Here is a 21,096-nt window from a genome sequence, read left to right as displayed (position 1 = left end):
CCGGGCGCCACCGGGACATCCACCCGGGCAGGACCCGTTACTTGCCAATGCAGAACTGGCTGAAGATGGTGTCCAGCAAGTCCTCCGTGGCGGTCTGGCCAGTAATTTCGCCCACCGTGTTGACGGCGATGCGCAAATCCAGCGCCACGCATTCCAGCGTGGCGTCGGCCAGCAGGGCTTGATGCGCCCGGGCGGCGGCCTCCAGGGCCCGCCGCAGGGCGTCCTGATGCCGCGCATTGATCATCACCTCCAGCATCTCCGCCCGCACCTCCCCCTGCCAGACAAGGTTTTTGATGGCGTCTTTCAAGTTTTCCACGCCCGCGCCCGTAACACAGCTCACCGTCACCACGGGGGCGGGAAAATCCGGCGGCAGCGTCCATTGCGCACGCAAATCGGCCTTGTTGCAGACGAGGATGCGCGGGCGGCCGCTCAACTCCTGCAAATAGCGTTGGTCAAGGGAAGTCAATGGCTCGGAAACGTCCAGGACCTGCAACACCAGCTCGGCCCGGCGCAGGGCCTCCTGACTGCGGCGCACGCCCTCGGCTTCAATCACATCCGTGGTGTCCCGCAAACCCGCGGTGTCCACAAAGACCACCGGCAACCCGCGGATGTTGGCTGTTTCTTCGATGGTGTCGCGGGTGGTGCCGGCCACGGGCGAAACAATGGCGCGGTCATGCCCCAACAGCAGGTTGAGCAGGGAGGACTTGCCCACGTTGGGGCGGCCCACGATGGCGGCGCGCACCCCCTGCCGCAGCAGGCGGCCTTCCCGGGCGGTGCGCAGCAATTCCTCCATAAAACGCCGGGCGGCGGCCAGGCGGGCGCTCAACTGCTCACGGCTGTCGGGGGCAATGTCCTCCTCCGGAAAATCCAGATGGGCCTCAATATGCGCCAGCACGTGCAGCAAATCCTGCCGCAGTTGGCGGATGCGCTGCGACAATTTGCCGGAAAGCTGCTCCTGCGCGGCGGCGAGCGCCAGCTCCGTCCGGGCGTGAATCACATCCGCCACGGCCTCGGCCTGAGTCAAATCCAGCCGGCCATTGAGGAAGGCCCGGCGGGTGAACTCCCCCGGGTGCGCCAGCCGCGCGCCGGCCGCCAGCAAGGTTTCCAGCGCCAGGCGGGCGGTCAGAAGGCCGCCGTGGCAGGAAATTTCCACGACATCTTCACAAGTATAAGTGCGCGGGGCGCGCATCACCGCCAGCAACACTTCGTCCACCACCCGGCCATCACGCTGCAAATAGCCATAGTGCAGGGTGTGTGTCGGTGCCTCCGTGGGCCGCAGGGCGGAGCGGCCCACCGGCTGGAAACATTTGTCCGCGATTACCAGCGCCTGGGGACCGGACAATCGCAATACCGCCAGCCCCCCTTCCCCCAGGGGGGTGGAGATTGCGGCGATGGTATCCTCGAAAATCATGATGAGCTGCTCCGCCCTGTCCCTGCAAAGGCCAAGGGGCGGATGGTGTGCGACTTCTGGCAATCTCGCCGGCGCGCCTCAACGTCCGGCGGTGGCGTACCAATTGCGCAGCCGCACTTCCACGTCCTTTTCGCCGGCCAGCAATTCCTTGAAACGATTCAAATCAGAGCCGCGGGAATGGTAGGGATAAACGATGCGCGGCCGGAAGGCTTTGACGGCCTCCGCCGCCTGCTCCACCGTCATGGTGTAGGGCAGATTCATGCACAAGAAGGCCACGTCAATCTTCTGCAAAGCGCGCATCTCCGGGATGTCCTCGGTGTCGCCGCTCACGTACACGCGCTTGCCGCCCAGCGTGATGACATAACCATTGCCCCGGCCTTTGGGATGAAATTTCTGGCGTTCTTCCGCCAGGTTGTAGGCGGCAATGGCTTCCACGGCAACGCCCCCCACCACGGCCGATTGCCCATTGGTCAAAGTTGTTGTGCGGCTGCGCAAGGCTTCCGGCAACTGGGCCGTGACCGCGGGCGGTGCCACAAGCAGGGTTTTTTCGGTGAGGAGGGCCTGCAAAGTGGAGAGCTGGTAATGATCGCCGTGTATATCCGTCAGCAGAACCAGCGTCGGCCTGGGCAGGTTGGTGAACAAGGCCGCCCCGCCCACCGGGTCCACCAAAACAGTGTGCTCCTTCCAACGCAACCCCAGCGTGGCATGCTGCAGGGGCTGCACCATGATTTCACCGCCTTCAGCCGGCAGGACATCCGGCGGCGGCAGTGCGGCGGCGGCGCGCACCGCCATGATAAGGGTTGCAGCGGCAACAAAGGCGCTGACGCAATGCCGCCAGCTCCCGGAGAAAATTGGTTTCCACGCTTTCATACCTCCCAGACCATGCCTCATTTTTAGTATTATTCAATCTTTTCTCGCGCCCCGGAGCGGGCCGTTCCAGCCATCCTTCCACGGCCCAGGCCGCCCACCCGGCTCAGGCGGCGCGCCATGCCGTTAGGCACCAAAAACAGGCTGGAGAACCGGCAATAATGCGTTAAACTTGCGGCCATGAGAATTGTTCCACGACGCATGTTTCTCCAATGGACGGGCGGTGCGGCACTCCTGGCCGGTCTGACGCCGTTGACCGCCATGGAGCCATTGAAACGCCCGGGGCGCCCCCGCCTGGTGCCCAGCCTGGCCGCCTATTCTTTCCGCAACTTTTTCCTCAAACCCGGCCAGCCCCGTAGTTTGGACATGTTTTCCTTTGTGGACTATTGCGCGGACCAGGGGCTGCCCGCCGCCGAGGTCACGAGTTATTATTTTCCCAAGCCGCTCACCCGCGAGTACCTGCTGCGGCTGCGGCGCCACGCCTTTCTGCGCGGGGTGTCCTTGAGTGGCACGGCGGTGGGCAACAACTTTGCCCGGCCCAAGGGCGAGGCCCTGCAGAAGGAGATCGCCAGCGTCAAAGAATGGATTGATTACGCCGCCCTGATGGGGGCGCCCCACATCCGCATCTTTGCCGGGCCGGCGCCCAAGGAAATCCCGCTGGCGGAAGCCACCCGCAACTGCATTGAGGCCATTGAGGAATGTTGCGCCTACGCCGGGGACAAGGGCGTCATACTGGGGCTGGAAAACCACGGCGGCATTGTCACCACGGCGGAGCAACTGCTGGGCATCGTCAAGGCGGTCAACAGCCCGTGGTTTGGCGTGAATCTCGACACGGGCAACTTTACCAGTGAAGATCCGTATGCCGAGCTGGCCGCCTGCGCCCCCTACGCCGTGAACGTCCAGGTCAAGGTGGAGGTGCGCCGCAAAGGCGCCGCCAAGCCGGAACCGGCCGACTTGCCGCGCCTGGTGCGCATCCTGCGGGAGGCCAATTATCAGGGGTACGTGGCCTTGGAATACGAAGCAGCCGAAGACCCCTGGGAAGCCGTGCCGCGCTGGCTCAAGGCGTTGCAGGAGGCTCTGGCCTCATGAAGATTGCCAGCCGCCGCCCTCCAAGGCACAATCGCGCCCGATGATGCGGCTGCACATGAAGCCCGTCTGCGGCGAGCGGCTGCTGCGGTTTGCCGGTGACCGCGTGCGGTTTGAGCTGCTTTGTGAGCCCGCTCCTCCGCCACCCGGCTGGCGCGCCCTGTTGCGCACCAATCTGGGCCGGGCCGCCACCTTGCGGGAGGAAATTGTCACCGCCCACTTCCAACCCCTCCCGCTGGCTGGCGCCTCGTGGCGGGACATTCCCATGCAACCCACCCCGCACGGCTGGCAGGTGGAACTGCCCGTGCTGGAAACCGGGTACTTCCAGGCCAAGGCCTACGCGCTGGATGCGAACCTCCGCCAGCACTGGCCGGAGGGCCCCAACGTGGGCGTGAGTGTGCACCCCGATGATTGCCGCACGGGCAACATCATCTACTGCGCCTTCGTGCGCCTCTACGGCCTCACCCGCAACCTTGCCCGGGCACGCAATGAGGCGCTGGAAGAGCGTCTGCGGGAGTGGGATGAACAGGGCTACGCCGTCATCCCGCCCTCAGGCAAGCTGCGGGATTTAACGCGGCTGCTGCCCCATATTTTTGAAACCTTGGGCTGCCGCGTTTTGCAGTTGTTGCCCATCAATCCCACGCCCACCACCTATGCGCGCTTTGGGCGCTTTGGCAGCCCCTACGCCTGCCAGGATTTGACCGCCATTGATCCGGCCCTGGTGGAATTTGACCGGCGCACCACGGCGCTGGATCAGTTTCAGGAACTGGTGGCGGGGGTGCATCGCCATGGGGGCAAGCTGTTCCTGGACCTGGTCATCAATCACACCGGCTGGGGGGCCACCCTTCTGAATGAACACCCGGAATGGTATCGGCGCGAAAGCAACGGGGAATTTGCCAGTCCCGGCGCCTGGGGCAACATCTGGCGTGACCTGGTGGAGCTGGATCAAAGTTATCCCGCCCTCTGGGACACGCTCGCAGAAGCCTTCTTAACCTGGTGCCGCCGGGGGGTGGACGGTTTCCGTTGTGACGCCGGTTACAAGGTGCCCCTGCCCGTCTGGCAGCACATCACGGCGCGGGTGCGTCAGGAATATCCCGATACAATTTTTCTGCTCGAAGGCCTGGGCGGCTCCTGGGAGGCCACCGAGCTGCTGCTGACCGAGGGCGGCATGCAGTGGGCTTATTCCGAGCTGTTTCAAAATTACTCGGGCCGCGAAGTGGCCGGCTATTTGGACTATGCCCTGCGGCAGTGCGAGCGCGTGGGCCTCTACACGCATTACAGCGAGACGCATGACAACAACCGCCTGGCCGCCCGGGGCCGCGCCTGGTCCCTCCTGCGCAACCGCCTGTGCGCGCTCACCAGCGTGGCTGGCGGCTTTGGTTTCACGGGGGGCGTGGAATGGCTGGCCGAGGAAAAGATCAACGTCCATCAATGCGCGGGCCTCAACTGGGGGGCGGCCGAGAATCTGGTGCAGGAATTGGCCACGCTCAACCGCCTGCTCCAGCAGCACCCCTGTTTTTTTGATGGGGCCCGGCTGCAACGCCTCAGCGAAGCGGATTCCCCCATCCTGGCCTTGCACCGGACCTCCGCCGAGGGCAGCGATGAAGTCCTGGTGCTGGCCAACACCGACGCCGAACAAACCCATTCGGTGCACCTGAGCCTTCCGCCCACGCTGGCCGGCAAACCCCTGATGGATTTGCTGGGACAGGTGCCGCCAACGGTTTTCTACCGCCCGGACGGCCGGGCCGTGTTCACACTGGAGCCGGCCGCCGTATTTTGCCTGTCTCCCCACCGTCATCCCCTGGGACTCTCCGGCGATGAATATCGTCGCCTGCGCGCGGCCGCCGCCTGGGCGTTGCGCGCCATGACGCGGCACGTCCCTCTGGAAGCGGTGGGCGCCTGTGACTGGGCCATGCTGGGCACCCTGGTACGCCGCCAGCCCGTGGAGTTTTTGGGTTGCCTGCACCGACTTGATCCGGCCCGGACCGCCGTCCGCCTCATCGCCGCCCTCCAAGAGGCCCGGGAAGGGATTTACCATCCGCGGGTGGTGGTCTGGCAGGCCATGGATGCGCAGCGGGTCACGCTGGTGCCCGGGGGCCACTGGCTGGCAGTGCGGGACTCCGCGCCGTTTCGCGCCCAGCTCACCTTGGAAGGCGCACCGCCTCCGCTCAATCTGATCTCCCTGGAAACTGACCAGGGGCATATTGCCGCCTTTCCCCCGCAAAACTTGGACACGGCGGCCGTGCTCCGGTTGGAGCGGCCCGGACAACAGCCGTCAATCATCACCGCCACCCTGCGATACCTGCCGCCCGAACCGCCCGCCATAAAATACGACATCGCCCGCCTGCAAAGGGTGGCTTCGCCCCTGAATCAACCCGTGGTGCTGCTCACCAACGGCCGCGGGGCCATGGCCCGGATGGCGGTGGATTTGGGAAGTGTCAAAAGCAAATATGACGCCGTGCTGGCGGCCAATTTGCATCCGGAGGTGCCGGTGGACCGGCATGTGCTGGTGAAACGCCTGCGGTTATGGGTGAATGCCGACGGCTTCATCACCCCGCTGAATGCCAGCAACCTGCTGGGGTTTCATCCCGGCCCGCCGGCGCGCTGGCGTTTTGTGGCGCATGCCGGCGATGGCCGCAGCCTTGAACTGGAGCTGACGGTCACCCTGGCCGAGGGCCAGAACACCACGTGGCTGCAACTCACCCGTCCCCGGCGTCCGCCCGCCATGGGCCGGCCCCTGCCGCGGGAATGCCACGTCAGCATCACCGCGCGTTTTGATATTGAAGATCGCAATTTTCACTGGGAGACCAAGCATACGCCGGGTGCCGAACATCATTTCACGGCGCACCATCGCCCGCTCAAGCATCCCGCCGGGTTTGTTTTCGAGCCGGAGCCGCAACGCCGCCTTTGCGTGGTCACCAGCCGCGGCCTGTACCACCCGCAAGGCGAATGGTCTCATCACCTGCCGCACTGGGTGGAGCAGACCCGGGGCATGGAGGGTCATGGGGACGCCTACAGCCCCGGCTGGTTTGAAATCCCTCTGGCCGCCGGGCAGGAGGCCATTCTGGCCTGTTCCACCGAGCCGCACTTTGAATTGCAACGTCTCCGCTTCCCCGGAGCCGGCCGGTCCCGGCGCTCCCCGCAAACTTTTGCGCAAACCCTGCGCACGGCGGTAACCGCCTTTCTGGCCCGCCGCCATCAGGGCTGGACGCTCATTGCCGGGTATCCGTGGTTTTTGGACTGGAGCCGCGACGCCTTGATTGGCGCGCGGGGCCTGCTGGCCGGCGGTTGGCGGCAGGAAGCCGCCTCCATGCTCGCGGAGCTGGCCCGGTGGGAAGAGCGCGGGACCCTGCCCAACGCCTTCAATGGCGGCGATGGTTCCAACCGCGACACCAGCGATGCGCCGTTGTGGCTGGCTCTCGTGTGCGAAGAAATGGCGGCCGGGCGGCCCTCTAATGGGCGGGGCAAACGGCCGTCCGCCAATTTCTATGAGCAGAAAGTGGCCGATGGCCGCCGCACTTTTCTCGAGGTGCTGGTCTCCGTGGCCGAAAACTATCTGGCCGGCACCCCCAACGGCATCCATGTAGATGCCACCTCCGCGCTGGTGTGGAGTCCGGCGCATTTCACCTGGATGGATACGAATCATCCGGCGGCCACCCCCCGGGAGGGTTATCCCATCGAAATCCAGGTTTTATGGCTGCGCCTGCTGCGTCAACTGGAGCGTCTGGGCTGCACCCGCCCGGGCGAATCCTATGGCAGCCTGGCCAACCGCGTGCAACACGCGCTGGAGAGTTGGTATTGGCAGGAGGACCTGGGATGGTGGGCGGACACGCTCCTGGCCCCGGCAGGCCGGCCGGCCCGCCAGGCGGTGCCCGATCGCAGCCTGCGGCCCAACGCGCTGCTGGGCATTACCCTGGATGTTTTCTCGGATGCACGCGCCCGGCGTTATGTGCAAGCCGTGCAACAGCACCTGCTGGTGCCGGGCGGGGTGCGCACGCTGGCCCCGCTGCCGGCCCAGCCCCCCCTGCCCGTGCGCGCCGCGGATGGCCGGCTGTTGAACGATCCAGAGCATCCTTACTGGGGGCACTACGAAGGCGACGAAGACACACGGCGCAAACCGGCCTATCACAACGGCACCGCCTGGGTCTGGCTGTTGCCCGTCTATGCCGAGGCCCTGGTCAAGGCCTACGCCATGGAGGCGGGGGCTGTGACGGCGGCGCGTGCCTGTCTGGCCAGTTTGGGCGATCAACTGACCTCCGGCTGCCTGGGGCATTTGCCAGAGATTCTTGATGGAGATGCCCCGCATCAGGAACGCGGCTGCGACGCCCAGGCGTGGAGTGCCACCGAGGCCCTGCGCGTCTGGCTGTGGCTGGAAGAATTAAACCCTCCAGCCCGGAGCAGAAACAGGGGAAGCGGGAAGCAACGGGCCTAGTCGCCCCCGACGAAGCCCAGCACCCGCCGGCCCTCCCGCCGCAACTGGCCGCGGGCAATGGCGTCAATGCAGGCGGGGTAGAGCTCGCGTTCCGCCACCTGAATGCGGGCATGCAGGGTGGCGGGGGTGTCCTCGTCCAGCACCGGCACGGTGCGCTGGCCAATGATGGGGCCGGTGTCCACGCCTTGATCCACGAAATGCACGGTGCAGCCGGTGACTTTGACGCCATAGTCCAGCGCTTGTTTCCACGCCTCCAATCCGGGAAACGCCGGCAGCAGACTGGGATGAATATTCACCACCCGGCCCTCAAAGGCCTTGAGAAAAGGCCCCTTGAGAATGCGCATGAATCCCGCCAATACCACCAGATCCACCTGCGCCTCCTGCAACCGCGCAATGTATCGCGCCTCGGCCTGTTCATCGAGCTTGGTGCGAAACTGGCCCGGCGGCAGATACTCGGCTGCAATGCCGCGCTGGCGGGCCAGCTCCAGTATGCCGGCGTTTTCGACATCGCTTAACACCAGCACCGGCCGGGCCGGCACACGCCCCGCGGCGCAGGCGTCGGCTATGGCGGCGAAATTGGAGCCTTTGCCCGAACCCAGAACCCCAAGACGGAAAACGGCTACACCATGGTTTTGCATGACCCTTGTTTAGCCCGCCACCCCGGCTTGAGCAAGGAGGAAGCATGAGGCTGCCGCTCCAAGCGGCCGGCATTATGTTTGAGGCAACAGCCGGCGGCATTACGGAGGCGGGCTTTGAGTTTGTAGGGGTGGCTTCGCAGGCCCGGCCTGGCTTGAGCCTGCTTGTACTTCCGCCGGCCTTGTGCTCCAATCTCCTCCATGAAAACCCTTCCGCTGCTGGGCAGCTTGTTGATTGGCCTTACTCCCTGGGTTGCGCCCGCCGCCATCACTCTGGCCTCGGGGGGCGAAGCCAAAGTGATCATTGTGCAACAACCCGGCGCCTCCGCCCCGGAGCGCCATGCCGCCCGGGAGTTGCAGGATGCCCTGCAACGAATCACCGGCGCTACTTTTACCCTTGTCGAAGCCTCCAACAGCGCCCCCGCCAATGCCCTGTTGATCGGCCCCGGCCCCCTGGCCCGCATGTATTTCCCGGAAGTGCCGCTGGAATCTTTCGGCGCGGAGGAAATCATCATCAAAACCAAAGGCAACCGGCTTTTGCTCGCGGGAGGCCGGCCCCGCGGCACGCTGTACGCGGTGAGCCAGTTCTTGCAGCAGCATTGCGGCGTGCGGTGGTGGACCCCCTGGGCGGCTGATTATCCGCCGCAAAAAGAGCTTAAAATTGGCTCGCTCCATTACCGTTACACGCCGGTTTTTGAATCCCGTGATCCCTACTGGTATGTGGCGTTCAACAAGGAATGGGCCGTCCGCAATTTCTCCAACAGCCAGAGCGCAGGCATTCCGGAGGAGATGGGGGGCTGCATTCGCTACAAGGGCTTTGTGCACACCTTCTATCCGCTCATCCCGCCGGAGAAATACTTCGCCCAACATCCTGAATGGTTCAGCATGATCAAGGGGCAGCGCACCAACGTCCACGGCCAGCTCTGCCTGACCAACCCCCGCTTGCGGGAGGAGGTGGTGGTGCGCGTGCGGCAATGGCTCAAGGAATCGCCCCAGGCCCGCATCGTCTCCATCTCGCAAAATGACTGGTACGGCTATTGCGAATGCCCGGAGTGCAAGGCCTCGGATGACGCGGAAGGCAGCCATGCCGGCACGCTGGTGGCGTTCATCAATGACATCGCCGAAAAACTCGAGCCGGAGTTTCCGCACGTGGCCTTTGACACGCTGGCCTATCAATACACCCGCAAGCCGCCGCGCACCTTGAAACCCCGCCCCAACGTGATCATCCGGCTCTGCTCCATTGAATGTAATTTTCGCGAGCCGCTGGATCATCCCTCCAACGCCTCTTTTGCGGCGGACATTCAAGGCTGGGCCCAAATCTGCAAGCGCCTTTACATTTGGGACTACACCACCGATTTTGCCCACTATGTGCAGCCGCATCCCAACTGGTTTGTGCTTGGCCCCAACGTGCGCTTCTTTGCGCGGCACAACGTGAAGGGCCTCTTTGAACAGGGCGCCTATCAAAGCCATGGCTCGGAAATGGCCGAGCTGCGCGCCTGGCTGCTGGCGCAGCTCTTGTGGAATCCGTTTCAGGATGACCGTGCCCTGCTGCGGGAATTCCTGCGCGGCTATTACGGCGATGCGGCCATCCCCATTGAGATGTACTTGAACCTGATGCACCAGGCTTCTGAGGGATACAAACTGACCTGCTTCTCGCGCACAGACACGCCCTTCCACCACTTCAAGTACCTCTCCCAGGCCCAAAAATTGTGGGATGAGGCGCTGGTGCGCGTGCGGGGCAACCCTGAACTGGAGCGGCGGGTGGAGGTGGGCCGGCTGCCGCTGGGTTATGTGTGGCTGAGCCGCTGGGAAAAATTACGCCAGGAATGCAGGGAGATGGGCGCCGAGTGGCCACTGCCCGCCTCGCGCAAAGCCTATGCCGAACAGTGGGTGGAAAAAACCAAGGGCGATCCCGCCGCGCCGTGGACCCAGGTGCGCCTGCTCAACGAAAGCGGCCTGACCCCGCAAAAATTCCTCGAACGCTTTGCCCAGGACCCCGCGCTCTGAAACGCGCATCGTCAAACGGGCGCGCTTTGGGATGGGTCAGGCACAGAAGGCTCATCCCGGCACGGCTGGAGGGCGGCGATGGCGGCCATGATTTGATCGGCCACTTCCTGGTAGATGGCTTTCAGCCGTTCCTTGGAGGCGCCGGCCGCTTCGGCGCGCAATTCGGAAAAGGGCAGGGGCTGGCCATATTTAACCTGCAAACGCCGGGGGCGCGGCAGTTTCATGTGGCGGTTCCACGCTTCAAAGGAGCCGAAAATCCGCACCGGCACCACCGGCGCGCCGGACTTGATGACAATCAAGCCAATGCCCGGACGCGCCCGCTGAAGCTGCCCGTCGGGGCTGCGCGTGCCTTCAGGAAACAAGGTGATGGCCTGGCCCTGTTGCAGAATATCCATGATTTGCAACAACCCCTTCATGCCGCCGCCGTCCCGGTCCACTGGCACCGCATTGACCCGCGGTAAAATAAACGACAACGGAAACCGAAAGGCGGAAGACCGCGCCAGAAAGTACAGCTCCCGCCGCACGCCCGCCCCCAGACAGAACGGATCAAAGTAACTGGCATGATTGGCGGCGAGAATGCACGGCCCGCGGGCGGGCACGCGCTCGGGGTGATACGCCGTCAGGCCAAAATACCCATAACTGACCAGGCGGGTCAGGCTCCAGCCCAGCCAGTACCACGGTTTCATGGGCGCGGGTTGCTCGGGCATGGCTGGTCTAGGACGCGGCGCGGCGGCGCTCGAATTCGGCGATGATGCGGGCCGAGGTCTGCTCCGGCGTTTCGCCGGAGTTATCAATCACCACCGCGCCCAGGGGGACCATCAAGGGTGCGGCCGCCCGCTGGCTGTCGCGCTGATCGCGCGCGGCCAGGTTTTCCTGCACGCCCTCCGCCGCGCGGCGGCGCGTGCGCTCGGCCAGCGAGGCATCCAGATAGAATTTGTACTCGGTCTCGGGAAACACATTCGAGCCAATGTCCCGTCCTTCCATCACCAGCGGCCCGAAACGGGCGCAGTCCCGCTGGGTTTTCTTCATCCATTCGCGCACCTTGGGCACGGCCGCCACATGGGGCACGGCGGCGCTGGTCTCGGCGGTGCGGATTTCGCGCTCGGGGTAATATCCGTCCACCAGGAGGCGCACGCTGCGCAGCCCGTCGTGCTCCACACATTCCAATTTCGTTTTCCAGCGGCGGCAGGCCTCGGCCACCGCCCTGGCATCCTGCACATTGACGCCCTGTTGCAGGCAATACCAGGCCAGCGTCCGGTACATCGCCCCGGTGTCCACATAGACAAACCCCAGTTTCCGCGCCACCAGCCGGGCATTGGTGCTCTTGCCGCTGGCGCTGGTGCCGTCTATGGCAATGACAATTGGTGTTTTCAAGCTTGCTGCTTCCTTCGCCGCATCCCCGGCGGGGTGCGCCGGGCTATTCTGCCGTCAATTCCGCAGGAGGCAAGACCCGGCCGCTGCGGGCATCGCGCACTACCGCGCCCAAGCCTTCGGGCGGCGGCAGGGCCAGTTTCTGAAAAAAGTTGGGAAAAGATTTCTTGACGCAGGTGGGCTGCCGCAGGCGGATGCCCGGCACCTTCAACCCCAGCACGGCAAAGCACATGGCCATGCGATGATCCCCGTAGGTTTCAATTTCCGCCCCCCGCAGCGGGCCGGGCACAAATTCCAGGGTGTCCCCTTTCTCGCGCACCAGCGCGCCACACCGGGCCAGCTCGGTGCGCAAGGCCGTCACCCGCTCACATTCCTGTACCCGCAGGCGGCCGAGGTCCACAAAGCTCAACGGCTGCTCCGCCAGGGGGGCCAGGACGATGGCCATCATGATGCTGTCGCCCAGATCCGTGGCCCGGGAAAGCGGGCGCCGCAGGGGCAGCAGCTCCGGAAAGCGCGCATCCACCTGCCAGCCCGAGGCGGGCCAGTGGCGCACCCGCACCGGCCAATCCGGGCCGCCGGCCCCCCACAGCGCATTGACCGCGTAAAAATAACTGCCGCTGGAGGCATCCGGCTCAATGACGAATTCACCGCCCTGCCGGGGAAACACCCGGCACAGGGCGCGGGTCATTTCCACATAGGGGGCTTCGTCGGCATTGGCGCCCGCCACAGTGACCTGCCAGCCGCCGCGCCCGGCGCAAAGCAAAAGGGCCGAGGCGAATTGGGAGCTTTCCTGAATGCTCACGGCACACCGGCCGGCGCGCGGCCCGCCGCCCTGAATCAAGGCTGGCAGCCGGTCATTGGGGGACTCGATGCGATAGCCCAGTTGGCGCAGCGCGGCAAACAGCTCCGCCTGCGGCCGTTCATGCATGCGCGGCACCCCGGCCAGCCGGTACCAACCGCTGCCCAGGCAAACCAGGGCGGCCAAAAATCGCGCCGCCGTGCCGGCGTTGCCCACAAACAGCTCCAGTGGCTGATCATGCGTGCCCCCCTTGGGGACGTGCCCGCTTTGCCCCTCGATCGTGAGGCGGCGGTTGCCGGGTTCGTTGGGGTCCGGCTCCACCGCCACCGCCCAACCCAGGCGCCGGAGGGCCTCCACCATGACCTGGGTATCCTCGCTCCACAACGCCCCCGTTAGTTGGGTGCGGCCCTCCCCCAGTGCCGCGAGCACCAGCGCGCGGTTGGTCAGACTTTTGGAGCCGGGCACGGTGATTTCGGCGCGCGGCAGGGCAGCCAACGGGGTGATTTCCACTAAATCAGGCAAAGGCATGGTGGCATCAAGGGACGTTATTCGGGCGAAGGGGAAACGGAGATGGCCGCCAGCCACTGATCCCGCCGCTGTTTGGCCTGCATGAAAAACCGCTGCAACCCCTGGGCATCCTGGCGCTGCATCAGCCGGTGAAACCGCCGCAATTCGCGCATCAATTCCTCCACAGCCCGGCCCAGCGCCGCATGATTTTCCAGCGCAATATCGCGCCACATTTCCGGCGAGCCGCTGGCCACCCGGGTGGTGTCACGGAAGCCGGTGGCACACAGGGCCGCCTGCTGGGGCGGGGCCTCCGGCGCCAACACCAGCCGGGCCAGGGCGGCGGCGGTGACATGCGGCAAATGGCTGGCGCGCGCCACCAATTGATCATGCGTATCGGGCGGCATCGTCAACACCTGGCAGCCCAGGGCCTCCCAAAACTTGCGTACCCGCGCCAGGGCGCTGCGGGAAGAACGAGCCGTGGGCGTGATCACACATTTGGCGCCTTGAAACAGATCGGCCCGGGCGGCCGCCGGCCCCATTTGTTCGCCACCGGCCATGGGATGACTGCCAATGAAATGAGCGCGGCGCGCGCGAAAAACCTCCTCCAGATCACTTACCAGCCGGCCTTTGACGCTGCCCACATCCGTTATGATGGCCCCCCGCCGCACGTGCGGCGCCACGCGGCGGGCCAGCTCACGCATCTGGAGCACCGGCGTGCCCAGGATGATCAAATCCGCTCCCCGCACCGCTGTGGCGTCATCCAGCGTGGCCTCATCCACCACCCCCAGGCGGCAACATTCGGCCACACTGGCTTCACGGCGGACCAGCCCCACAAGGCGCTGCGCCAGCCCCAGCCGGCGCGCCGCCAGGCCGATCGAGCCGTTCAACAACCCCACGCCCACCAGAGTGATCTGTTTCCACATCACCCGGACAACGTAGCCCATCCAGCCCAAAACTGGCCAGCGAGAAACAACCCCGCCCGGGCGGGGTTGGGAAAACATCAGCCGGACCAGTTGGATCCCGGCGGTAAGAACTGGAATTATACAGGGTGCTTTGACCGTCGCTCGCAGGCCCAGCCTCCTCATGTGGCCACGCATTTCTTTTGCCTTCTTACAGGGCCATGTGATTTTATTCAGGCTGTGAAGCCCATGAAAATCCTCGCCGTCCTCCCCATTCTGGGCGGTCTGCTGTTCAGCGCCCAAAGTGCCCCCATCATCACCAACGCCGGCTTCGAGGCCAGCCTCGGCGGCTGGCGCACATGGAGCCGCGAGCCAGGCGCGCTCAAAGCCGCGCTGGACCCCGCCAGCCCACATGCCGGCCAGGCCGCGCTGCGGCTGGAGCATACCGGAGAACAAGACTGGTGCCTGGAGCCGCAGGTCCGCCTCCAAGTGCAGCCGGGCGAGGTGTACGAGTACACCGCCTGGCTGAAACTGCCCGAGGAAGGCAATGCCAGCCTCTGTGTCTCCACCTGGGACGCTCAAGGGCAGGTGGTGGACTGGTCCTTCGCCAACGCACCCGCCCGGCGCGGCAGCGCCTGGCAATTGGTCCGCTCGCGGCTGGTCGTGCCGCCAGGCGTCACCCAGCTTCAACCCCGCCTCATCGGCTACGGTCCGGCCAGGCTCTGGGTGGACGATTTTGTCCTGGAATACCGCACCAATGTCCTGGCCATGCGCCCCGCCAATCTGCCGGCCTCCTTCCAGATTCAAAACCGGCGATTGACTGTGCAACTCAACACCGCCGATGCCACTTTCCACGTCGAAGACCGCCGCACCGGCCAGATTTGGCGGCAAAGCCCAGCCACACCGGATTTGCTGGTGAAACAGGTGGTGCGCCGCGGGCAGACGCTGGAGGTGGAGCTGTTTAATGTGGCGCTGGCGCTGGATCTCACGGCCACGTTGCGGCTGGAGGGCGAGGCCCCGGAATTAAGCCTTTCCTTGTCCGCCACGGGGGCGTTAACCAGCGCCCTGCGGTATCCGCATCCCTTCCTGTCCGAGGCCGGCCAATACCTGGTGGTACCGATGAACGAGGGCATCTCCTATCCAGTGGAAGATGCCTCCATCGAGCTGTTCCGCCTCATCGCCTACGGCGGGCATGGCATCTGCATGGCCTTTTGGGGCGTGACCGATGGCGCCCGCGGCCACATGGCCATCATTGAGACACCGGATGATGCCGCCATTAAACTCCAGCGCGCGCAACAGAAGCTGGTCATTGCGCCGGAATGGGACCCCCAGAAACGCCAGTTTGGCTACCCGCGCAAGCTGCGTTACGTGTTTTTTGACCAGGGGGGCCATGTGGCCATCGCCAAGCGTTATCGGGCTTATGCACAGAAAATCGGCCTGTTCAAGACACTGGCGGAGAAGCGGCGGGAAAATCCCCACGTGGATCTGCTCATTGGCGCCGTGAATGTCTGGTGTTGGGAACGTGACGCCGTGAGCCTCGTCCAGGAAATGCAGGCCGCCGGCATCGAGCGCATTCTGTGGAGCAACCGGCAGACGCCGGAAAATCTGCGCGCGTTGAACGCGCTGCCGGGCGTGCTGACCAGCCGCTACGACATTTATCAGGATGTGATGAATCCCGAGTATTTTCCGCGTTTACGAGGGGTGCATTCCGACTGGGTCACGCCGGCCTGGCCCAAGGACATCATCGTAGGCGCCAATGGCGAGTACATCCGGGGCTGGGGTGTTGAGGCGAAAGACGGCTCCATGATTTATTGCGGCGTGATCTGTGATCGCCAGGCGCTGGCCTACGCCCGCGAGCGCATCCCTCCTGAACTGGCCACCCATCCCTACCGCTGCCGTTTCATAGACACCACCACCGCCGCCCCCTGGCATGAGTGCTACAGCCCCGCTCATCCGATGACGCGCACCGAAAGCCGCCAGTTCAAAATGGAGCTGCTGCGCTACGTCTCCGAGGAGTGCAAACTGGTCACCGGTTGCGAAACCGGCCATGACGCCTCCGTTCCGTTTCTGCATTACTTTGAAGGGATGCTGAGCCTCGGCCCCTATCGTGTGCCGGACGCCGGCCGCCGCATGAGTCAGATCTGGACCAATGTTCCGGAGCGGGTGGCCAAATTCCAGGTGGGCCATCAATACCGTCTGCCGCTCTGGGAGCTGGTGTACCACGATTGCGTGGTGGCGCAGTGGTACTGGGGCGACTACAACAACAAACTGCCGGCGCTGTGGGACAAACGCGATTTGTTCAACCTGCTTTACGGCACGCCGCCCATGTTCATGTTCAACCGCAAGTTATGGGAGGAAAACAAGGCGCGTTTTGTGCAGAGCTACCAGACCATCTGCCCCACTGTCCGCCGCGTGGGTTATCTGGAGATGACCGATCACCGCTTCCTTACGCCGGAGCGCACCGTTCAACAAACGCGCTTCGCCGATGGCACCACTGTCACGGTCAATTTTGGGGAGAATCCCTTCCGCCTGCCCAACGGTCAAATCGTCAAAGCTCTGGGGTATGTGGTGGGCAAATAGTGACCGCTGCAGATGATGGGCGCCTTACGGCGCGCCCAAGGCCCCGTGGGTATGACAAGTTGCCCAGCCACCCGGGCGCGCCGCCTGCCGCTCAACCCCGCAAAGCCTTGAGGTACCGCTCCGCGACAAAGTCCCAGTTGATCACGTTAAAGAAGGCGCTGACGTAATCAGCGCGCCGATTTTGGTATTTCAGGTAATAGGCGTGCTCCCACACGTCAATGCCCAGCAACGGATAACGGCCCTGCATGAGCGGGCTGTCCTGATTGGGGGTTTGCTCAATGCGCAGCTCCTTGCCGTCCAGCGAGAGCCAAGCCCAGCCGCTGCCAAACAAGGTCATGGCCGCCGTGGTTAAAGCCTCCTTGAACTTATCAAAACTGCCAAACCGGGCATCCAGGGCTTTGGCCAGCTCGCCCTTGGGCTGGCCGCCGTCCTTTTTCAAAGACAACCAAAAGAGGCTGTGATTGCTGTGGCCCCCGGCATTGTTTTGCACGGTGCGCCGGATGGCCTCCGGCACGGCCGCCAAATCTTTGATCAATTCATCCACGGGCTTGGCGGCGAGCTGGGGATAGTCCGCCAGAGCCTTGTTGGCGTTGTTGACATAGGCCTGATGATGGCGGCTGTGATGGATGGTCATCGTCTGCGCATCAATGTAGGGTTCCAGCGCATCCGCTGGATACGGCAGCGGCGGCAGGGGGTACGGCCCGCCCGGCGCTGCTTGCGCCAGCAGGGAAGGCGCCTGGGTGGCCGCCAGAGTGACTGCGCTGATTTGCAGGGTCTGTTTGAGGGCCTTGCGGCGTGATACAAAGCTGTTTTTCATCATGTCCCCAAAATAGCCCCAAAAAACCTCGCCGCAAGCGGCTTGCCCCCGCGGCAGGAGGAGGGTAAGGTGGAGCCATCTAATAACCCATGATCTCCAATCTGTTGGTTACGATGAAAATCCCGGCCATGGCCACCTCAACCTACCTGATGCTCCTCGGCCTGGGGGCGGGAGTGCTCACCCTCCCCTGCCCCGCCGCCGAGCGCCAAATCATCTCCCTCGATGGCCTCTGGCAAATCGAGGAAAGCCGCGGGGCCGAGGAAATGCCCATGACTTATGGCCATCGTGTGCCTGTGCCCGGCCTGGTGAATCTGGCGCGGCCGGCCTTTCCGCAAGTGGATCAATTCATCAGCCGTGAAAACCTGGCCAACCGGATTCGTGCCGGCACCGCCCCCGCCGAATGGCTGACCAATTATTGGGCGGGCAAGGTGGAGCAGGATCGCAATTATTTCTGGTACCGGCGCACCTTTCGCGCCCCCGCCACCCCGCGGGCGGTGGCCCAGCTCAAAATCAACAAGGCCCAGTTCGGCACCGCCGTCTGGTTGAATGGCCAGAAGGTGGGGGAATACGCCGGCTGCTTCACCGCCAGCTATCACGACCTCCTGCCGGCCATCCGCTGGGGCGCGGAAAACACCCTGGTGATCCGCATCGGGGCGCATCCTGCCGTCCTGCCGGACACCTATCCCACCGGCTCCGATTTCGAGAAAAAGAAATGGACCCCGGGCATTTATGACCAGGTTTCGCTGATCTTTGCCGATCTGCCCGCCATCGAGCATGTGCAAGTGGCCCCGCGGCTTGCAGAACAGGCCATTGTGGTGCAGACCCGCCTGCGCAACCCAAGCCGTGCCCCCGTGGTCTCCACCTTGCAACACTCTGTGAGCACATGGCAGGGCGGCCGCCGCGTGACCAGCACCCCGGAGCAAACCGTCACGCTGCTGGGGGGCGAAACGCGTGATTTCACGCAAACCATTCCTATCCCCAACGCCCGCCTCTGGTCCCCTGAGGACCCCTTTCTCTACGTCCTGGAGACGCGCACGGGCGGGGACAGCCTCCGCACCCGTTTTGGGATGAGGGAGTTTCGGTTCGACGCCGCCACGCGCCGGGCTTATTTGAACGGCAAGGTCTATTTTCTGCGCGGCTCCAACATCACCCTGCACCGTTTTTTTGAGGATCCGTTGTGCGGGGATCTGCCCTGGCGCGAGGGCTGGGTGCGCCGCCTGCTGGGCGAGCTGCCCAAACAAATGCACTGGAATTATTTTCGTTTCTGCATCGGCCCCGTGCCGGAACGCTGGTTTGAAATCTGCGACGAGGCGGGATTGCTCATCCAGAATGAGTTCTTTGTGTGGACGGGCGGCCCCGGCTGGTATCAAGGCTATTCCCGCAAACATGACCCGGAGGAAATGATCCGCCAATATCGCGACTGGATGCGGGATCATTGGAATCACCCCAGCGTGGTGGTGTGGGACGCCAACAACGAGACCAAGGACGACATCTTCCATACTCGCGTCATCCCGGCCGTGCGCCCGCTCGACTTGTCCCGCCGTCCCTGGGAAAACAGTTATAATCCGCCGGTGGACCCCAACGATCCGGTGGAAGATCATCCCTATCTCATGTTCAGCGGCTTTCGCGGGAAGCTGACCTTCAAAATGAGTGACCTGGAAACCCGCGATGGCACGCCGCGCAAGGGGGCGCTGCCGTCCGACACCAATCCGCCGCTCATCAACGAGTACGGCTGGCTGTGGTTGAATCGCGACGGCTCCCCCACGCTGTTGACGGAAAACGTGTACGCCCAGCTCCTGGGCACCAACGTCACCGGCCGGCAGCGGCTTGACTGGTGGGCCTACCTGCTTGCCGGCAAAACCGAATACTGGCGCGCCCACCGGCATTACGCCGGCATCATTCATTTTGTTTTTCTCACCTGCAGCTATCCGGGCGTGTACACTTCGGATCACTTTGCGGATGTGCGCCAACTGAAACTGGACCCCGCCTTTGCGGATTATGTGGGCGAAGCCTTCAAGCCGCTCGGCGTGTACCTCAACTTTTTCCAGCCAGAACTAACCGCAGGGGAAAAGCGGGAATTCACCGTGTACCTGATCAATGATGAACCGCGGCCCATCAAGGGCACACTGCACCTGGCCTTGCAAACCAGGCAGGGCAAAGAAGTGGCCGGCGCCGAGCAGCCTTTCACCCTCGAGGCGTTGGGCCGCAGCGTGTATCAAGTGCCGCTGGCCATCCCGGCGGTCGCCGGTCCCTTCACTCTGCAGGCCGCCGCCCGCGAGGATGGAGCCAAACGCGCCCGTCCCACCTTGAGCCGGCGGTGGGTGGAAGTGAAGCCTGCGCCGACGCCCTCCTCCTGATCATGAACGCGCAAGCGCCTCAACGCCGCCTGGCGGCCATCATGTTTGCCGATGTTTGCGGTTACTCCCGCATCATGGGCGAAAACGAGCAGCGCGCCATGCGCATCCTGGCCTGCTTCGACGAGGTTTTTATCCGGCATCTGCAACAGCACGAGGGACGGCTGATCAAGCGACTGGGCGACGGCATCCTGGCCGAATTTTACAGCGCGGTGGCGGCGGTGCAATGCGCCCTGGCCGTGCAGCGCGCCCTGGCCGAGCACAATGCGCAGGCGCCGCCAGAGGAGCAATTTCAGGTGCGCATCGGGGTGCATCTGGGGGATGTGCTGGTCACCGGCGGCGACATTCTGGGCGACGGCGTCAATGTGGCCTCCCGCATCGAACCGCTGGCTGAGCCGGGCGGCATCTGCATCAGCCAGGATGTCTATCACCAGGTGCACAACAAAATGGAAATCCAGGCGGTATCCCTGGGGCCGCAACAGTTGAAAAACATCCAGCGCCAGATTGAAATTTACCGGGTCCTGGTGGCCGCTGCGGAATGCCAGAGCGCCACCGAGACCCCCGCTGAAGCCCCCTCGGTGGCTTCCCCGGCCCCCACGGAGGAGAACCTGATGCCCACTCCGGCCCGCCCGCGCAAAAGATGGCCGTGGGTGCTTGCCGGCGCCGTGGGGCTTCTCATCCTGCTGGCGCTGATCAACGGACTGATCCTGCAATCCCACGCCCGCCGGGTGCAACGGGCGGAGCAGGAGGCCCGGCAGTGGCTCAGCCAGCAGCAGCCCGAGCGCGCCCGCCGGGTGTTGGAAACGGCCCTGCGCCAGACTCGTCCCGACACCCCCGGCCGCGGCAATCTGGTGCAGATGCTCAACACCCTGCGCGACGAAGAACTGAAGCAGCAGTTGCGCCTCCGTTTCGAGGCGCTTGTCGCCACTTTCCACCAGAAGAATTGGGAGGCTGCCGCCCAATTTGCCTCCCCCGAAAGCAAGATGCGGCTGGGCATGAAGAACATTGCCGGCCGCATGGCGCTGCTGGGAGTGTTTGCGGACGTGCTAAAAATAAAACCTGGCGATTTTCGCCTGCGCGAGCTGACGCTGCGCGAAGACCGCCAACATGCCGTAATCATCCCGGAAATGCGCGTGGGCAACGCCTGGAACGCCCAGCAGCCCATTCATTGGCAGTATGTCGAAAACGAGTGGTGGGTGGTGATTGAGTAACCACCACCCACCGGCTGTGTTGTCCAAATTTTTAAGAGACCGGGATTATTTGAGGATGGGCGTCAGCACGATGTTCCGGTACTCCGCCTTGGTGTGATCGCCCTGCAGGTAGATCGGGCC

14 protein-coding genes are annotated in these 21,096 nt (G+C 64.0%); 6 read left to right on the top strand and 8 right to left on the bottom strand.

Annotation, left to right across the window (positions count from 1 at the left end):
* Positions 1–37: 37 nt before the first annotated feature.
* Both mnmE and N3J91_05810 read right to left on the bottom strand, forming a co-directional pair.
* Positions 38–1,411 carry a tRNA uridine-5-carboxymethylaminomethyl(34) synthesis GTPase MnmE gene (gene mnmE, locus N3J91_05815; GenBank protein ID MCX8155951.1) on the bottom strand — a complete coding sequence of 458 codons (1,374 nt, stop codon included), beginning with the start codon at positions 1,409–1,411 and terminating at the stop codon, positions 38–40.
* A gap of 78 nt (positions 1,412–1,489) precedes the next feature.
* Positions 1,490–2,281 (bottom strand): MBL fold metallo-hydrolase, encoded by a 792-nt coding sequence (locus N3J91_05810; protein MCX8155950.1) that lies wholly within the window; start codon positions 2,279–2,281, stop codon positions 1,490–1,492.
* Positions 2,282–2,458: 177 nt separating this feature from the next.
* Here N3J91_05810 and N3J91_05805 point away from each other — a divergent pair, with 177 nt between their 5' ends.
* Positions 2,459–3,367, top strand: a complete 909-nt coding sequence (locus N3J91_05805) for a sugar phosphate isomerase/epimerase (GenBank protein ID MCX8155949.1) — start codon at positions 2,459–2,461, stop codon at positions 3,365–3,367.
* Positions 3,368–3,407: 40 nt separating this feature from the next.
* Positions 3,408–7,796 carry a glycogen debranching enzyme N-terminal domain-containing protein gene (locus N3J91_05800; protein MCX8155948.1) on the top strand — a complete coding sequence of 1,463 codons (4,389 nt, stop codon included), beginning with the start codon at positions 3,408–3,410 and terminating at the stop codon, positions 7,794–7,796.
* Here the strand turns inward: N3J91_05800 and purN are convergent.
* A complete protein-coding gene (gene purN, locus N3J91_05795) occupies positions 7,793–8,434 on the bottom strand; it encodes a phosphoribosylglycinamide formyltransferase (protein MCX8155947.1) in 642 nt (213 codons plus the stop codon). The two genes, N3J91_05800 and purN, sit on opposite strands and share 4 nt — an antisense overlap.
* 198 nt (positions 8,435–8,632) lie before the next feature.
* On the opposite strand from purN, the gene N3J91_05790 reads away from it, so the two are divergent.
* Positions 8,633–10,438, top strand: a complete 1,806-nt coding sequence (locus tag N3J91_05790; GenBank protein MCX8155946.1) for a DUF4838 domain-containing protein — start codon at positions 8,633–8,635, stop codon at positions 10,436–10,438.
* Between the two features lie 11 nt (positions 10,439–10,449).
* Here the strand turns inward: N3J91_05790 and N3J91_05785 are convergent, their stop codons facing one another.
* From N3J91_05785 to N3J91_05770, 4 genes are read right to left on the bottom strand one after another with little or no spacing between them, the layout of a single operon-like run.
* Positions 10,450–11,124 carry a 1-acyl-sn-glycerol-3-phosphate acyltransferase gene (locus N3J91_05785; GenBank protein ID MCX8155945.1) on the bottom strand — a complete coding sequence of 225 codons (675 nt, stop codon included), beginning with the start codon at positions 11,122–11,124 and terminating at the stop codon, positions 10,450–10,452.
* A 28-nt stretch (positions 11,125–11,152) separates the two neighbouring features.
* Complete coding sequence (gene cmk, locus N3J91_05780) at positions 11,153–11,812, bottom strand: (d)CMP kinase (protein ID MCX8155944.1); 660 nt, start codon at positions 11,810–11,812, stop codon at positions 11,153–11,155.
* A 43-nt stretch (positions 11,813–11,855) separates the two neighbouring features.
* A complete protein-coding gene (locus tag N3J91_05775) occupies positions 11,856–13,136 on the bottom strand; it encodes a 3-phosphoshikimate 1-carboxyvinyltransferase (protein MCX8155943.1) in 1,281 nt (426 codons plus the stop codon).
* Between the two features lie 17 nt (positions 13,137–13,153).
* The gene (locus N3J91_05770) at positions 13,154–14,059 is read right to left on the bottom strand and encodes a prephenate dehydrogenase (protein ID MCX8155942.1); all 906 of its coding nucleotides are present in this window, start codon (positions 14,057–14,059) and stop codon (positions 13,154–13,156) included.
* 204 nt (positions 14,060–14,263) lie between these two features.
* Between N3J91_05770 and N3J91_05765 the strand changes: the two genes are divergently transcribed.
* Complete coding sequence (locus tag N3J91_05765; GenBank protein ID MCX8155941.1) at positions 14,264–16,594, top strand: glycoside hydrolase; 2,331 nt, start codon at positions 14,264–14,266, stop codon at positions 16,592–16,594.
* A gap of 91 nt (positions 16,595–16,685) precedes the next feature.
* On the opposite strand, the gene N3J91_05760 is transcribed toward N3J91_05765, so the two are convergent.
* Positions 16,686–17,414 (bottom strand): superoxide dismutase, encoded by a 729-nt coding sequence (locus N3J91_05760; GenBank protein MCX8155940.1) that lies wholly within the window; start codon positions 17,412–17,414, stop codon positions 16,686–16,688.
* A 125-nt stretch (positions 17,415–17,539) separates the two neighbouring features.
* Between N3J91_05760 and N3J91_05755 the strand changes: the two genes are divergently transcribed.
* Positions 17,540–19,768, top strand: a complete 2,229-nt coding sequence (locus N3J91_05755) for a hypothetical protein (protein ID MCX8155939.1) — start codon at positions 17,540–17,542, stop codon at positions 19,766–19,768.
* A 2-nt stretch (positions 19,769–19,770) separates the two neighbouring features.
* Positions 19,771–20,976, top strand: coding sequence for a hypothetical protein (locus N3J91_05750; protein MCX8155938.1), 1,206 nt, complete (start codon positions 19,771–19,773; stop codon positions 20,974–20,976).
* The last annotated feature ends 120 nt before the right edge of the window (positions 20,977–21,096 follow it).

It is taken from the genome of Verrucomicrobiia bacterium (genome assembly GCA_026414565.1).
Classification (GTDB): Bacteria; Verrucomicrobiota; Verrucomicrobiia; order Limisphaerales; family Fontisphaeraceae; genus Fontisphaera.
The sequence above is the reverse complement of the archived record's forward strand: the minus strand, read 5'-3'. Positions and strand labels throughout refer to the sequence as shown.

Bases quoted from the DNA above. Each gene is read 5' to 3' on its own strand.
- N3J91_05810 (MCX8155950.1), bottom strand. From the start codon at position 2,281: ATGAAAGCGTGGAAACCAATTTTCTCCGGGAGCTGGCGGCATTGCGTC.
- N3J91_05790 (MCX8155946.1), top strand. From the start codon at position 8,633: ATGAAAACCCTTCCGCTGCTGGGCAGCTTGTTGATTGGCCTTACTCCC.
- N3J91_05805 (MCX8155949.1), top strand. From the start codon at position 2,459: ATGAGAATTGTTCCACGACGCATGTTTCTCCAATGGACGGGCGGTGCG.
- N3J91_05775 (MCX8155943.1), bottom strand. From the start codon at position 13,136: ATGCCTTTGCCTGATTTAGTGGAAATCACCCCGTTGGCTGCCCTGCCG.
- N3J91_05785 (MCX8155945.1), bottom strand. From the start codon at position 11,124: ATGAAACCGTGGTACTGGCTGGGCTGGAGCCTGACCCGCCTGGTCAGT.
- mnmE (MCX8155951.1), bottom strand. From the start codon at position 1,411: ATGATTTTCGAGGATACCATCGCCGCAATCTCCACCCCCCTGGGGGAA.
- purN (MCX8155947.1), bottom strand. From the start codon at position 8,434: ATGCAAAACCATGGTGTAGCCGTTTTCCGTCTTGGGGTTCTGGGTTCG.
- N3J91_05755 (MCX8155939.1), top strand. From the start codon at position 17,540: ATGGCCACCTCAACCTACCTGATGCTCCTCGGCCTGGGGGCGGGAGTG.
- N3J91_05770 (MCX8155942.1), bottom strand. From the start codon at position 14,059: ATGGGCTACGTTGTCCGGGTGATGTGGAAACAGATCACTCTGGTGGGC.
- N3J91_05750 (MCX8155938.1), top strand. From the start codon at position 19,771: ATGAACGCGCAAGCGCCTCAACGCCGCCTGGCGGCCATCATGTTTGCC.
- N3J91_05760 (MCX8155940.1), bottom strand. From the start codon at position 17,414: ATGATGAAAAACAGCTTTGTATCACGCCGCAAGGCCCTCAAACAGACC.
- N3J91_05765 (MCX8155941.1), top strand. From the start codon at position 14,264: ATGAAAATCCTCGCCGTCCTCCCCATTCTGGGCGGTCTGCTGTTCAGC.
- N3J91_05800 (MCX8155948.1), top strand. From the start codon at position 3,408: ATGATGCGGCTGCACATGAAGCCCGTCTGCGGCGAGCGGCTGCTGCGG.